Origin of the sequence: Acetobacterium sp. (genome assembly GCF_041752335.1) — a bacterium.
In the GTDB taxonomy this organism is placed as follows: Bacteria; Bacillota; Clostridia; order Eubacteriales; family Eubacteriaceae; genus Acetobacterium.
In genome coordinates, this window is the sequence record NZ_JBGSHG010000088.1 from 1 (window position 1) to 15,179 (window position 15,179).

The 15,179-nt window shown below is 42.4% G+C and carries 16 protein-coding genes; all 16 read left to right on the forward strand.

What is annotated here, in order from left to right:
• The first annotated feature begins 31 nt into the window (after positions 1–31).
• The 16 genes from rsxC to ACEW8F_RS11185 all read left to right on the forward strand — a co-directional run bounded on the left by rsxC (position 32) and on the right by ACEW8F_RS11185 (position 15,017).
• Complete coding sequence (rsxC, locus tag ACEW8F_RS11110) at positions 32–1,330, forward strand: electron transport complex subunit RsxC (RefSeq protein WP_373483603.1); 1,299 nt, start codon at positions 32–34, stop codon at positions 1,328–1,330.
• An 11-nt stretch (positions 1,331–1,341) separates the two neighbouring features.
• Complete coding sequence (locus ACEW8F_RS11115; RefSeq protein ID WP_373483536.1) at positions 1,342–2,298, forward strand: RnfABCDGE type electron transport complex subunit D; 957 nt, start codon at positions 1,342–1,344, stop codon at positions 2,296–2,298.
• Positions 2,298–2,921, forward strand: a complete 624-nt coding sequence (locus tag ACEW8F_RS11120; protein WP_373483537.1) for an RnfABCDGE type electron transport complex subunit G — start codon at positions 2,298–2,300, stop codon at positions 2,919–2,921. The genes ACEW8F_RS11115 and ACEW8F_RS11120 overlap by 1 nt, the downstream gene beginning before the upstream one ends.
• Before the next feature lie 14 nt (positions 2,922–2,935).
• Positions 2,936–3,526: an RnfABCDGE type electron transport complex subunit E gene (locus ACEW8F_RS11125; protein WP_373483538.1), complete on the forward strand. Its 591-nt coding sequence runs from the start codon at positions 2,936–2,938 to the stop codon at positions 3,524–3,526.
• A 12-nt stretch (positions 3,527–3,538) separates the two neighbouring features.
• Positions 3,539–4,117 (forward strand): electron transport complex subunit RsxA, encoded by a 579-nt coding sequence (gene rsxA, locus ACEW8F_RS11130; protein WP_148636420.1) that lies wholly within the window; start codon positions 3,539–3,541, stop codon positions 4,115–4,117.
• A 13-nt stretch (positions 4,118–4,130) separates the two neighbouring features.
• A complete protein-coding gene (locus tag ACEW8F_RS11135) occupies positions 4,131–5,132 on the forward strand; it encodes a 4Fe-4S binding protein (RefSeq protein WP_373483539.1) in 1,002 nt (333 codons plus the stop codon).
• Between the two features lie 170 nt (positions 5,133–5,302).
• Positions 5,303–6,010, forward strand: a complete 708-nt coding sequence (gene radC / locus ACEW8F_RS11140) for a DNA repair protein RadC (protein WP_373483540.1) — start codon at positions 5,303–5,305, stop codon at positions 6,008–6,010.
• Between the two features lie 198 nt (positions 6,011–6,208).
• Entirely contained in the window at positions 6,209–7,090 is an 882-nt protein-coding gene (locus ACEW8F_RS11145) for an RluA family pseudouridine synthase (protein ID WP_373483604.1), read from the forward strand.
• Positions 7,091–7,103: 13 nt separating this feature from the next.
• Positions 7,104–9,311: a transglycosylase domain-containing protein gene (locus tag ACEW8F_RS11150; protein ID WP_373483541.1), complete on the forward strand. Its 2,208-nt coding sequence runs from the start codon at positions 7,104–7,106 to the stop codon at positions 9,309–9,311.
• Positions 9,312–9,320: 9 nt separating this feature from the next.
• On the forward strand, positions 9,321–9,677 hold the full coding sequence (locus ACEW8F_RS11155) for a cupin domain-containing protein (protein ID WP_373483542.1): 357 nt from the start codon (positions 9,321–9,323) through the stop codon (positions 9,675–9,677).
• Complete coding sequence (nth, locus tag ACEW8F_RS11160) at positions 9,674–10,315, forward strand: endonuclease III (protein ID WP_373483543.1); 642 nt, start codon at positions 9,674–9,676, stop codon at positions 10,313–10,315. The genes ACEW8F_RS11155 and nth overlap by 4 nt, the downstream gene beginning before the upstream one ends.
• Positions 10,316–10,405: 90 nt before the next feature.
• The gene (locus tag ACEW8F_RS11165) at positions 10,406–11,557 is read left to right on the forward strand and encodes an ABC transporter substrate-binding protein (RefSeq protein WP_373483544.1); all 1,152 of its coding nucleotides are present in this window, start codon (positions 10,406–10,408) and stop codon (positions 11,555–11,557) included.
• A gap of 73 nt (positions 11,558–11,630) precedes the next feature.
• A complete protein-coding gene (locus tag ACEW8F_RS11170; RefSeq protein ID WP_373483545.1) occupies positions 11,631–12,536 on the forward strand; it encodes a branched-chain amino acid ABC transporter permease in 906 nt (301 codons plus the stop codon).
• 3 nt (positions 12,537–12,539) lie between these two features.
• Positions 12,540–13,547, forward strand: a complete 1,008-nt coding sequence (locus ACEW8F_RS11175; RefSeq protein WP_373483546.1) for a branched-chain amino acid ABC transporter permease — start codon at positions 12,540–12,542, stop codon at positions 13,545–13,547.
• The gene (locus ACEW8F_RS11180) at positions 13,544–14,302 is read left to right on the forward strand and encodes an ABC transporter ATP-binding protein (protein WP_373483547.1); all 759 of its coding nucleotides are present in this window, start codon (positions 13,544–13,546) and stop codon (positions 14,300–14,302) included. The genes ACEW8F_RS11175 and ACEW8F_RS11180 overlap by 4 nt, the downstream gene beginning before the upstream one ends.
• A gap of 10 nt (positions 14,303–14,312) precedes the next feature.
• Positions 14,313–15,017, forward strand: coding sequence for an ABC transporter ATP-binding protein (locus ACEW8F_RS11185; protein WP_373483548.1), 705 nt, complete (start codon positions 14,313–14,315; stop codon positions 15,015–15,017).
• Positions 15,018–15,179: the final 162 nt, after the last annotated feature.

Below are 15,179 nucleotides of genomic sequence, written 5' to 3' on the forward strand. Positions count from 1 at the left end.
GAATGTAAAACATGGAACCTTTAAGGGGGGAATCCACCCACCCTATAGAAAGGAAAGTACTGCTGAAGTTCCTCTGGGCTTTGGCGCAAAGCCGGAAATGGTGATCATACCCATGTCGCTGCACATTGGGGCACCTTGTACGCCGATCGTAAAAAAAGGCGATCAGGTATTTCTTGGCCAGAGAGTCGGAGAACCAAATGGTTTTGTTTCCGTACCAGTACATGCCAGTGTCTCTGGAACAGTTGTTGCGGTTGAGGAGCGTCCGCATGCATCGGGAGATCGGGTCATGGCGGTTGTTATCGAATCGGATGGTTTGGATACTATTGATCCAAGTATCAAACCATATGGTACTTTAGAAGAAATGGACGCAGATACCATTAAAAAAATGGTTCTGAATTCTGGTATTGTCGGTCTTGGCGGGGCAACCTTTCCAACTCACGTAAAACTGGCGATTCCACCGGACAAAAAAGTTGATTGTGTTGTTTTAAACGGTGCTGAATGCGAGCCCTATTTAACTGCCGATCATCATTTGATGCTGAATCAGGCTGAAAAGGTAGTTATGGGATTAAAAGCAACCATGAAAGCAGTTGGCGTTGAAAAGGGTTTTATCGGCGTGGAAGATAACAAAACGGATGCTATCGAAGCCCTTGTTAAAGCAATTGGAAACGATAGCAGACTGGAAGTTTACTCACTGCATACTAAGTATCCTCAAGGTGCTGAAAAACAATTAATTGCGGCAATCACAGGCCGTGAAGTGCCATCGGGTGCTCTCCCAGCAGATGCCGGTGTTGTGGTAATGAACGTAGGAACTGCAGCTCAAATAGCAGAGTCCATGACAACGGGCATGCCATTGTATAAACGTTATCTGACTTGTACAGGGGATGCTATTAAAAACCCTCAAACCATCGAAATTCGGGTGGGTGTACCTTTTCAATCTGTTATCGACCAGTGTGGCGGGTTTTCCGCTGAACCTGGAAAAGTAATTTCCGGCGGACCGATGATGGGTGTTACTCAATTTGATACCGACATCCCGGTGATGAAGGGAACCTCAGGAATTTTATGTTTAACTAAGGAATCTGCTAAAATTTCGATACCGTCAAATTGTATTCACTGCGGTAAATGTGTGGGTGTCTGTCCAATTCATTTGCAGCCACTTTATATTGCTGAGTATTCGCAACGGAATAATTGGAATAAATGCGAAGAAAATCATGCCATGGATTGTATTGAGTGTGGAAGCTGTTCTTACATCTGTCCAGCAAAACGAACCCTGGTATCATCAATTCGTGTGGCTAAACGTGAAATTATCGCACAACGAAGAAAAGGAAATTAGGAGGAATATTGATGAATGAATTAAATCTTACAGTGTCATCATCCCCTCATATCCGGGCAAAACATTCCACAGCCAATATTATGCAAAATGTTATTATTGCTTTGTTACCTGCATTGGCTGTCGCAGGATTTGTTTTTGGGGTATGGGCATTGGCACTAGTAGCTATTTGTGTTATCTCGTCAGTGGTTACAGAAGCGGTTATTCAAAAGCTGCTAAAAAAACCAATCACAGTTAATGACTGGAGTGCGGTTGTAACAGGAGTGCTCTTAGCATTCAACTTACCGATTAACGCACCCTGGTGGCTCGCTGTAGTGGGTTCTGTTTTTGCTATTGCCATTGTAAAACAATGTTTTGGTGGTTTAGGACAGAATTTTATCAACCCGGCCTTGGCAGCAAGAGCTTTTCTGTTGGCGTCCTGGCCAGGACATATGACCAGTACCGCTTATATTCCAGTTACAGATACAGTAACTACAGCTACCCCATTGGCCTTGTTGAAGGCTGGAGAAGCGGCAAGTATGCCTTCAACCATGGATTTATTTCTCGGTTTAAACGGCGTGTATGGATGTATAGGGGAAATTTCAGCTCTTGCTCTACTAATCGGGGGATTGTATCTCATTTTTAAGGGCATCATCAGTTGGAGAATTCCAACCATCTATTTATTAACGGTGGGAATTTTTGCGTTGCTAGTTGGACAGGATCCAATTGTCCATATCGTATCTGGTGGTGTTATGTTGGGTGCCTTCTTTATGGCAACTGACTATGCATCTTCACCAGTAACAGCAAAAGGCCAGATCATTTATGCCGTCGGTTGTGGGCTGATTACGATGATCATTCGTATCTATGGCGGATATCCAGAAGGATGTTCTTACTCAATTCTGCTGATGAATGTGGCAACACCTCTGATTGAACGCTTCACCAAAGAACGTATCTATGGTGTGACTAAAGTCAAGAAGGAGGCTAAAGCATAATGGAAACCAAAGAAAAAGTACAAATCGACTGGAAAGTCGTATTTAAACTCGGAATAATTTTGTTTGTCATTTCTGCTGTGGCCGCCTGTGCGCTGGCGTTAACCAATGAAGTTACGGCCGGAACCATTGAACAAATGAATATTGAAAAAAACACTTTAGCGCGTCAGGAAGTGCTTTCAGACGCAACAGAGTTTGAACAAGTTCCAGCTGAAGATGTTGAAAAACTGGCGAAAGAAATTGGGATGGAAAAACCTGAAGAGCTTCTGGAAGTATATACAGGAACAAATGGTGGTGAAGTTGTCGGATATACAGTAAAAACCGGACCTACCAGTGGGTTTAGTGGCGAAGTTCAGGTTTTAACTGGTATTTCAACAGAGGGTGTGATTACTGGCATTACCATCATCAAACATAATGAAACCCCAGGTTTAGGCGCTTTAGCTGCCGGCGAATGGAAGGATCAATTTGCCGGAAAATCAGCTAAGGAAGAATTGATAGTGGTAAAAGGTACTGCAAAAGAAGGAAGTAATGAGATTCAGGCCATTACAGGTTCTACTATTACTTCTAAGGCAGTTACATCAGGGGTGAACGTGTCAAATCTAGTTTACCAGAATATGTCGAAATAGGAGGGAATACAAAGATGAATTTTATGAAGAATCTTACTCGTGGAATCATACGAGAAAATCCCACCTTTGTTCTTGTTTTGGGGATGTGCCCAACCCTTGCGGTGACCACGTCAGCCATAAATGGGATGGGGATGGGCCTGGCAACCATGGCGGTGTTGATTGGCTCGAATGTAGCTATCTCAGCGCTGCGAAAAGTAATACCAGATAATATCAGAATCCCGGCCTTTGTTGTTGTTATTGCATCGTTTGTTACCATCATTGGGATGTTAATGAAAGCCTATGTACCGGCACTGGATGCGGCTTTGGGGATCTTTATTCCCTTGATCGTTGTTAACTGTATTATCCTGGCTCGGGCAGAAGCCTTTGCATTTTCGAATGGTATTGCGGACTCATTTGCCGATGCCGTCGGAATGGGGATAGGATTTACTCTGGCGTTAACAGTTTTAGGTTCGGTTCGTGAAATTTTAGGGGCCGGCAGTATTTTTGGATTCTCATTATTTGGTCCAGCTTATGAACCAGTATTGTTAATGATCCTGCCTCCTGGGGCATTTTTAACCCTTGGTCTTTTGATTGGCCTCATTAACTGGAAAACGAAAAAGGCATAGGGGGAGATATCGATGACTTTAATTTTTATAATGATCAGTGCAATTTTTGTCAACAACTTTGTACTGTCGCGATTTTTAGGTATTTGTCCGTTTTTAGGGGTTTCTAAACAAGTTGAAACCGCCGTCGGTATGGGGGTTGCAGTAACCTTTGTTATGGCTCTGGCTTCTGCGATTACTTATGTGGTTCAATATTCAATTCTTGATCCATTGAGTCTTGGTTATCTGCAGACAATTGCATTTATTTTAATCATTGCGGCATTAGTTCAGTTAGTAGAAATGATTATCAAAAAATCAAGCCCTTCGCTATATCAGGCGCTGGGCGTGTATCTGCCATTGATTACAACCAACTGTGCGGTTCTTGGGGTTGCGTTAATCAATATTCAAAATGAATACAATTTCATTGAAACTATTTTCAATGGTGTCGGTGCGGCATTAGGTTTCACCCTTGCCATTGTTCTGTTCGCCGGTATTCGCGAACGTCTTGAAACTTCGGCAGTGCCTAAAGCACTGGAAGGATTTCCCATTGCATTATTAACAGCCGGTTTAATGGCGATTGCATTTTTGGGATTCTCCGGAATGAAGTTAGGTTAGGGGGGATACGGAAATGTTAAATGCGATTTTAGTTCCAGTCGGTATCCTCGGTGTATTCGGTTTAGTATTTGGAATTGGTCTTGCGATTGCAGCCAAGGTTTTTGAAGTTTATGAAGATCCGCGCGTACCAATGGTAAGAGCTGCTCTTCCCGGCGCTAACTGCGGCGGTTGTGGTCTGCCTGGTTGTGATGCGTTGGCTTCTAACATTGTTGATGGGGCTGCTGCCATTGATGCCTGTCCGGTTGGTGGAGCTGATTGTGCTGCTGCTATTGCTGAAATTATGGGTATGGAAGCAGGGAGTGCTATTAAAAAGGTTGCTACTGTAATTTGTCAGGGAACCTGTGAAACAGCACCAAACCGTGCTGAATATTATGGCGAAATGGATTGTCGTGAAGCGATGATCGCTTCTGGTGGGGCAAAAGGTTGTCGTTATGGCTGTATGGGATTGGGAACTTGTAAAGCGGTATGTCCTTTTGGTGCCATCGTTATGGGTGAAGATGGACTACCTAAAATTGATCCTGAAAAATGTACATCCTGTGGGAAATGTGTGGAAGCCTGTCCAAAATCAATTATGCATCTGGTTCCGGCAGTTCAGGAAGTTATTGTAAAATGCCATAATCTGGATAAAGGGAAAATTGCCAGATTGTCATGTACAACTGCGTGTATTGCTTGTGGCGCGTGTGTTAAAGCATGTAGATTTGACGCGATTACAGTTGTTAATAATTGTGCAGTGATCGATTATGATAAGTGCCGTCAATGTTATGAATGTGTGGACAAGTGTCCGATGAACTGCATTTCTGGCGATGTGGAATATGGAAAATCGACTGCTTATATCATTGAAGAAAATTGTATTGCCTGCGGATTATGTGCAAAAAATTGTCCGGTTAATGCAATTACTGGAGAAATTAAAAAGCCTCCTTACATTATCGATCACGACATGTGTATTGGTTGTGGAATCTGTTTTGATAAGTGTAAGAAAAATGCAATTGAAATGCGACCAAATAAAACAAAATAAATGATAAATCTTAAAAGGCTCTTCATTGAAAAATGAGGAGCCTTTTTTTCTTAATAATTTATGACAATTCAGTATTTGAGTAAAATTTTAATGAGAATTTTAGGAAAGATGTATAAAATAAATTCAGATTCTGTTAAAATGATGATATTGTTGATATAAGGAGGCTTATAGTGAACGAAAAGTCAGACTATCACGCATCGATCAAAGAGCTTCCTGAGGATGAACAGCCCCAGGAAAAAATGATTCGTCATGGGGTGGGAAGCTTGAGCAATGCAGAATTGTTAGCTATTATTATTCGCACCGGAACCCGGGGTGCCACATCAGTAGAGGTTGGCAGGAAAATCATTGAGTACCTTGACAATGATCTGTCTTACTTTCATCAAATGGATGTTTTAGAACTGAAACGAAACCCAAAGCTATCAGGAGTTGGCATCGTTAAAGCATGTCAGATTAAAGCCGCCATTGAATTAGGCCGTCGGATGAAACAGAAGGATCTCCCTGAAATTAAAATTACCTCGCCCCAGGATGTGGTAGGATTACTAATGGATGAGATGCAGTACCTCAAACAGGAGTGCTTTAAAGTTATTTTGTTGGATACTAAGAACAAGGTGATTAAGGTTGAAGAAATTAGTCTTGGTACGCTTAATTCGTCTCTGGTTCACCCAAGAGAGGTATTTGTGAAGGCGATCAAACAGCACGCAGCATCGATTATCCTGGCACACAACCATCCCTCTGGTGATACCGAACCCAGTGCAGAAGATAAAAATATCACCAGGCGTCTGGTCGATGCAGGAGAACTCATTGGCATTTCAGTGTTAGATCATATTATCATTGGCCGAGAGACATATCTGAGCTTTAAGCAGGAAAAACTTCTGTAATTACCTTAAATTTAAAAAAATCCTAACGTCTTCCTGAAAATTAGGGTATAATAGTATGCATGTTTTTATTGTTGCGTGATTTAAATAAAACAATCAAAAATAGATCCAATCAGGCACATCAAAAACTGATTAAGCTAAGCTTTTTCGAATTGAATTAGAACCGGGGGTAGAATTATCAGTCTCGTTTATACATATCATATATCAGAAAATCATGAAAAGCTGGTCAGGGAAGAACTGGTCAATCGTTATAGTTACTCCAGCCGTTTAATCAGAGAAATCAAACGAATTGGAAAGATCAGTTTAAATCAAAAAGAGTGTTTTTTGGGACAGCAAATCAAGCCAGGGGATATCATTGAGATTAAAATGCCACAGGAAGATATTGATGGAACGCCAGTGTCAGGCAAACTTAGCGTAGTTTACGAAGATGATGAATTGTTGGTCATCAACAAACCACCTTTTTGTGTGACCCATCCCACCAAGAGCCATCAATTGGATACCCTGGCAAATTATATCAGCTATTATTGGCATGATCGAGGGATTTCCGCGAAAATTCGTTTTATCAATCGATTGGATCGGGATACTAGCGGCATTGTGGCCATAGCAAAGAATAAGTATGTGCATCATTATGTGCAAAATGATATGAATTCGGGCAAGGTCAGAAAGGTATATCATGCTTTTGTTCATGGAAAACTTTCCTGTGCCGAAGGAATCATCGATGCCCCCATCGGACAACCCTATGAAGATAGTATTCATCGGATTGTGATGGATAAGGGAAAACCATCGGTTACCCGCTATAAGGTGTTGGAAGAGTATCAGAACGCATCATTGGTTGAGTTGATTCTGGAAACCGGACGAACCCACCAGATCAGGGTTCATTTAAAGTATCTGGGAAATCCGATAATCGGGGATCCTTTATATCATGGCGATGACTTGACCGTTAATTGTTTTGAAATGTCGCATCAGGCTCTGCATGCAAGGAGCCTGGAGTTATCGCTTCCTAGAAAAAAATATCTACGCGTCCAGGCTGAATATAACAGCGAATTAACAGACCTTCGCAAGCGTCTGAAAGATAATAAATAGAAAAGGTGATGGAATGAGTGAAAAGCAAACAAAAGGGATAAAAAGACGTAAAAAGAAAAAACACATTGGGGTAAAGGTACTTATTGTTCTTTTAGTACTAGGCATCCTGGGAGTTGGGGTAATGTACTCAATCTATGCTGCAAATCGTATGGATATCTCAGATTATCAATATCAGGCGAAGGATAAAACCGAGATTTATTCAGCGGACAATGCTCTGATTGCCGAATTGTACACAAAAAATCGTACCAATGTTACCATCGATCAGATTCCTTTGCAATTGCAACAGGCACTGATATCGGTAGAAGATTCGCGGTTTTACGATCATTTTGGGATCGATTTACTGGGGATTGTTCGGGCATTTTTCTCAAATATTGCCAGTAATGGTATCGGTGAAGGTGCCAGTACCATTACCCAACAGCTTTCCCGGGTGCTCTTTTTACCGGATATTGCAACCGAGCAGAATTTTAATCAGTCTCTGGTGAGGAAACTGAAGGAAATATCGATCGCGTTGCAGCTGGAGGAAAAATATACCAAAGAGCAAATTCTGGAAATGTATTTTAATGAATACTATTTCGGTTCCGGTGCTTATGGAATTGAAGAAGCTGCTCAAACCTATTTCAATAAACCGGTCTCTGAGGTTAATCTGGCGGAAGCTGCGATGTTGGCTGGTTTGCCACAGGCACCCAGTGCATATGCTCCCAATACCGATTTTGAAGCAGCCAAAAAACGTCAGCAGGAAGTGCTGACGCGAATGGTTAAGGAAAAGTATATCACTCAGGAAGAAGCAGACGCCGCGTATGCATTAGAATTGGTTATTCGCGATCCGGCTACTATTAGCAATAATGATCAGATTGTCGACAATTACGAAGCGTACGTAGGCCGGGCGCTGGATGAATATGCACGATTAAAAGCCTCGGCAGTTATGCAGGAACGTGGGATAACAGAAGATCAGGCCATTGATTATATTAAAGAAAACATTGCTAATGGCGGCTATCGTATCTATACGACCATTAATACTGCCATGCAGGGGGATGCGATCGAGAGCTTGAATGATGGATTGGACGGAGACTTACCGAATGAAACCGGGTCCATCGTAACAGTGGATCTGGATGGTGCTGTAAAAGCCTATTATGGCGGGAACACTCAAATAGATATGGCGAATACGCCAAGACAGCCAGGGTCAAATATCAAGCCTCTTTATTATGCGGCTGCCATGGATAAAGGATTAATCACCCCTTCGACAACGATATCGGATACTTATACTGATTTTGGCGGTTACGCACCGAGAAATTATGACGGAAGCTATCATGGTACAGTCACTGTCCGGACGGCGCTGGTCAACTCATATAACATCCCGGCAGTTAAGGTATATGATAAGGTAGGTCCCGAAGCAGCCGTGGCATTTATGCAAACAATGGGTATCTCGACCTTTGAAGATACTGACTACAATCTTGCAACTGCCCTGGGTGGGATGACCTATGGGATCAAACCGCTCGAAATGTCAGCGGCCTTTAATGTGTTCAATAATGGCGGTGTATATAACAAACCCTATTTTATAACAAAGATGGAACAGGTCAACGGTGAGGTGCTTTATACCAAAAGTGATACCAGTGCGACATCAAAAAAAGTCATGGCAGATACCACAGCGACAAATATGATGAGTATTCTAGAAGGTGTAGTAAGTTATGGAACCGGTTCATCGGCGGGTCAGATTTATACGACAGCCGGGAAAACCGGGACCACCCATGATAATAAGGATTTATGGTTTACCGGAATCACCGGAAATCTTACCACTGCAGTTTGGTTGGGAACCCCAGAAAATGATGTGCTTTACGGCGGTAGTGCCAGGGCGGCAGGTATCTATGGTAATTACTTAAGCATGGTTATCGATCAGGACTTGCTGACCATAACAGAAATGGAAAGAACTTCAAATGACGGGGACATTTCAGGTGCTTCCTCCATCGACTCAGGTACCAGTACCACGGATAAAGAAGAGGAAACAAAAACCGATACGACAACGACAACCCCAACGAGTCCAACTAAGCCAACCACGCCGACAACCCCAACCACTCCGACAGAGCCGACTGAGCCGACAGAGCCGACGACCCCAACAGAGCCGACGACTCCAACTGAGCCAACGACTCCAACCGAACCGACCGAACCAACTGAACCGACAACTCCGACGGAGCCCACAACACCAACTGAACCAACTACTACCTAATGGAGGATTATGATGATTGTACAAACGAAATTGAAAAAACAGGAAATAAAACAGAATATGCGGGGGGGCAATGGTGATGTTGCGATTACCCATATTACCGATAGTGAAATCCTTGGAAAAAATTGCCGACTCTTTGCCCAGATCACAGTAAAACCCGGAGATTCAATCGGGGAACATCAGCATCTGGGTGAACGAGAAATATTTTATTTTTTACAGGGAAAAGGCATTGTTGTTGACAATGGCAGGGAATCTGAAATCGGCCCCGGGGATGTGATGGTTACTCCTGATCAAAGCAGTCATAGTGTCATTAATACAGGTGATCAGGATTTAGTGTTTATGGCACTGATCCTCAATGAAAACGCGTGAAAAAAAAGAAAATCGAACAAATTTTAGCCACACTGGAAAGCCTTTACGGCCAGGAACAGTGTGGCTTAGATTTTGATACCCCTTTTGAATTGCTGATCGCCACCATCCTTTCGGCGCAATGTACGGATGTCAGGGTGAATATTGTCACAAGGGATTTGTTTGAAAACTTCAATACCCCAGAAGCTATTTTATTGTTGGGAGAAGAAGGTCTGCTGGCAAAAATAAAAACCTGCGGTCTGGCCAAAACGAAGACCAGAAATATCATTTTGACCTGCCACCGGTTGCTGACGGAATATAACGGCATCGTGCCCAAGCAAATGGATGAACTGATCACACTTCCGGGGGTTGGTCGAAAAACCGCCAATGTGGTCATGAGCAATGCCTTTGATATCCCGGCAATTGCCGTGGATACCCATGTTTTTCGGGTTTCCCGAAGAATTGGTCTGGCCGCAGGAAAAACCGTGCTGGAAGTTGAAAAAGAGTTAATGAAAAGCATCCCGAAAGACAAATGGTCTCAGGCGCATCATTGGCTCATCTGGCATGGACGAAAATGCTGTACGGCAAGAAATCCTAATTGCAGCGGGTGTAGTTTGCTAAGTCTCTGCGTTTTTGGCAGTCAGAATTTTAAAGAAGCATAGTATCAGAACAATTATTTCTTGTGTTTTTCTTAAGAATGGTTTATGATAATCACTATAAATAATCATTGAAAAGAAAAAGGAGGAAAAGAAATGAAGAAAAGAGTTGTTAGTGTTTTACTTGTAGTGATGTTCACCGCTTCTATTTTTGCATTTGCAGGATGCTCAACATCCGGTGGAAGTGCCGATGCAGATGTTGTCAAACTTGGCTTTATCGGGCCAATGACTGGCGATGCAGCCATTTACGGAAGCTCAGCAGAAGAAGGTGCCCAATTAGCCGTAGCTGAAATTAATGCTGCTGGTGGTATTGACGGAAAAAACATCGAATTAGTTGCCTATGATTCAAAAGCAGATCAAACTGAAGCAATCAATGCTTATAATCGATTAAGAGACCAGGATGGTGTCGTTGCAGTGATCGGTGGAACCTTAAGTGGTGAAACCTTGGCAATGAAAGACATTATGGTTCAGGATAATATGCCAGTATTATCGCCAACAGCAACAGCAGTTGAAGTAACTCAAGACGCGCCCAATGTATTTAGAGCGTGCTTCCTGGATGACTATCAGGGACAGGCCGCTGCTAACTTTGCCGCTACTACCTTAGGTGCAAAAACAGCTGCGTTATTAATCGGAACTGGTAATCCATACTCAGAAGGCGTATCTGAAGCATTCAAAGCGGCATTTACAGCCAAAGGCGGAACAATTGCCGGCAGCGAATCTTATGGTACTGCTGATAAAGATTTCAGTGCTCAATTAACAAAGATCAAGGAAATGAATGCGGATGTCGTGTTTGTTCCTGATTATGTTCAAACAGTTGGACCAATTCTTCAAAAAGCAAAAGAAATGGGAATTACTGCAAAATTTGTCGGAGCTGATGGCTGGGATGGCGTTCAGGAAGAATATGCTGATGCCGCGCAGGGGAATTACTTCACCAATCATTATGCAGCGGATTCACCATCTGAAACAGTTCAGAACTTTATTACTGCTTACAAAGCGGAATATGATAAAGTGCCAAACTCATTTGCAGCTTTAGGTTATGATGCCGTTTATGCTATGGTTGCAGCGATTACTGCAGCTGGATCAACTGAACCAGCAGACATCATCACCGCATTGAATGCAACAGATCACCCCGGCGTTACCGGAACCTTGAAGTTTGATGATGAAGGAAATCCCAAAGACAAAGAAGTTACTATTATTAAAATAGACGGTGGTCAATTAAAATTCGATTCTACGGTTGTTAATAAATAGCATTTAACAAACTACAATAATTCAAAAAAGCACAAGGGATATAGGAGAGGGTAATCTCTTCTATATCCATTTTATGTTATTCTATAAAGGAGGATACATCGTGAATTTATTTCTGCAACAGCTGATCAACGGGCTAAACGTAGGGAGTATCTATGCGCTCATCGCAATCGGTTATACCATGGTATATGGCATTATTAAACTTATCAACTTTGCCCATGGTGAAATCATGATGTTCGGCGCGTATTTTGCATTCATTGCTGCCACCAGCTTTCATTTGCCGGTTTGGGCGGTACTTTTATCGTCAATGATTATTATGGCCATTATTGGTGTAGCCATCGAATTTATCGCCTATCGACCACTGAGAAATGCACCCCGTTTATCAGCTCTGATTACTGCCATCGGTGTGAGTTTATTTTTGCAAAATCTGGCACTGATTATTTTCAAGCCAGATCCGAAGGTGATGCCAAAAATATTTCCTGAAACCATTTATAAAATTGGTGAAATCGAAATCAGCTCAACCACTCTGATTACCATAGGTTTGTCATTGTTTTTTATGGTTTTACTGGATCTTTATATCCGCAAAACTAAGCAGGGTCGTGCCATGCGTGCCGTATCAGAAGACAAGGATGCTGCGATTCTGATGGGTATTAATGTAAATCGAACCATTTCGCTTACCTTTGCTGTAGGTTCAGCTCTGGGCGCATTGGGAGGGGTTCTTTACAGTGTCGCGTACATTCAAGTTTATCCGACAATGGGCGTAATGCCGGGACTTAAAGCTTTTATTGCGGCAGTTTTAGGCGGTATCGGGATCATCCCTGGGGCCATGCTGGGTGGATTTATCATTGGGATGGTCGAAACAATGACAAAAGCATATCTTTCAACAACCTGGGCAGATGCCATAGTTTTTGCAATTTTGATCATTGTTCTTCTTTTCAAACCAACCGGTATTCTGGGTAAAAATACGAGAGAGAAGGTATAGACAATGGATCATAATAAGAAAAAAGCATATTTAGTCAATACAATTGCCGTTGTTGCGCTCTATCTGGTATTCTTTGTGTTAATCCAGACAAAAACCATGAATAACTATTTTGTCGGAATCGCAATCATGACCTGCATTATGATTATCATGGCAATGAGCCTGAATATTGTCGCTGGTTTTTTGGGCGAGATGGCTTTGGGTCATGCCGGTTTTATGGCCATCGGCGCCTATGCGTCGGCCAGCTTTTCCATGGCACTGATCGATGGCGGATTACCATTGCCCCATCTGGTCACTCTTATTCTAGCTATGATTGTCGGCGGTATAGTTGCCGGGATTTTTGGATTCCTCATCGGGACACCAACACTGCGGCTACGGGGGGACTATTTAGGGATTGTAACCATTGGTTTTTCTGAAATAATACGTATCTTTTTTATTAATTTTGGACCGACTGGTGGTGCGGCAGGATTAAAAGGAATTACCAGACTGGTTAATTTTCATAATGTATATTGGGTCACAGTTATCGTTGCTTTTCTAATTTTCACTTTGGGACGTTCTAAGCAGGGACGGGCAATTATCTCAATCAGAGAAGATGAGATAGCTTCAGAGGCGGCAGGGATTCCTACTACCCGCTACAAGGTATTAGCATTTTCACTGGCCGCTTTTTTTGCCGGGGTAGGCGGCGCTTTGTATGCCCATTACCAATCATTTCTGGAGCCCAGCAAGTTTGGCTTTATGTTCTCAATTGAAATGTTTGTTATTGTGGTTTTAGGGGGGTTGGGAAGCTTAACTGGTTCGATCATTTCAGCTATTGTACTGACGGTTCTACCGGAAATGCTCCGAAGTTTTGCCGAGTATCGGTTGCTGGTCTATTCGCTGGTGCTGATTATTATGATGATTTTCCGACCGCAAGGAATTTTCGGACGATCCGAATTTTCGCTGACGACCTTCATTGAATCATTGATTCAACGTAAAAATGTCAAGAATTCCATTGGCGGAGGTGAAGCATCATGACCGTTTTGTCAGCAAAAAATATTACCATGCAATTTGGAGGTTTGACTGCCGTTGATCAGTTTAATCTTGAATTAAGCGCCAACGAACTGGTTGGTTTAATCGGACCCAATGGAGCAGGAAAAACAACGATTTTTAATATGCTCACCGGGGTATATGTACCAACTATGGGTGAGATCGTTCTAAATGATCAAAGCATTATCAAAAAAACACCCCACGAAATCGTTAAGCTTGGTGCAAGCCGAACCTTCCAGAATATTCGCCTGTTTAAAGATCTGACGGCGGTTGAAAATGTAAAAATAGCCTATCATAATTTTATCGACTATAACATGGTCCAGGGGATGTTCAGAACAAAAAAATTCTGGGAAGAAGAAAAGAAAGCCCATGAAGAATGTATGAAACTCCTGGATATCTTTGATATGGGTGAGTACGCTGATACATTGGCTAAAAACCTGCCCTATGGACAACAGCGAAAACTGGAAATTGCCAGAGCATTGGCTTCAGATCCTAAAGTATTGATGTTAGATGAACCAGCGGCGGGAATGAATCCCAATGAAACAGCGGAACTGATGGAAACCATTCACTTTATCAGAAATAAGTTTGATATTACCGTTTTGCTCATCGAACATGATATGAAATTAGTTATGGGGATTTGCGAGCGAATTATTGTGGTGGATTATGGCAAAACGATTGCCGAAGGCACTCCCGATGAAATCAAGAACAACCCTGATGTTATTCGTGCTTATTTAGGAGATTAGGAGGCCGCAGATGCTTAAAGTAAAAGATTTGAATGTACATTACGGAAAAATTCATGCCATCAAGGGAATTAGCTTTGAGGTAAATGAGGGTGAGATTGTTACCCTCATTGGAGCCAACGGTGCCGGGAAAACCACTATTCTCCAGACCATTTCGGGACTATTGAAACCCAGCGAAGGGATGATATCTTTTGAGGGTGAAAATCTCAACAAGATACCAGCTCATCAGATTCCGGTAATGGGAATAGCTCATGTCCCGGAAGGACGGCGTATCTTTGCAGAAATGACTGTTTTTGAAAACCTGCAAATGGGAGCCTATATCAGAAAAGATAAGGAACAGATCCAGGAAGACATGGAAAAAATATTTCTTAATTTTCCGCGGCTTAAAGAACGAATCAAACAAATTGCCGGTACCTTGAGCGGTGGGGAGCAACAAATGCTTGCCATGGGCCGGGCTCTGATGACTCGACCCAAGCTGATTTTACTGGATGAACCATCGATGGGCTTGGCGCCGCTGCTGGTTGATGAGATCTTTAACATGATCCAAACAGTTAACGATGCCGGAACCACCGTATTGCTGGTGGAACAAAATGCGAACAAGGCTTTACATATTGCCAACCGAGCCTATGTTCTGGAAACCGGATATATCAAACTTTCTGGCAATGCCAGAGAGCTGTTAGTAAATCCGGAAGTTCAGCAAGCCTATTTAGGTGGCTGATTAAAAAACTGTCTCGATTGAGGCAGTTTTTTAATAGTGAGGGTATCTTTGCTAAATTTGCCTGCATAACACCCATAACTTTCTTAAACACCTTAATTTTCATCCTTGATATGAAAATATACCTATGATATACTATTAAAATTGAATGTGAATATAATTTAT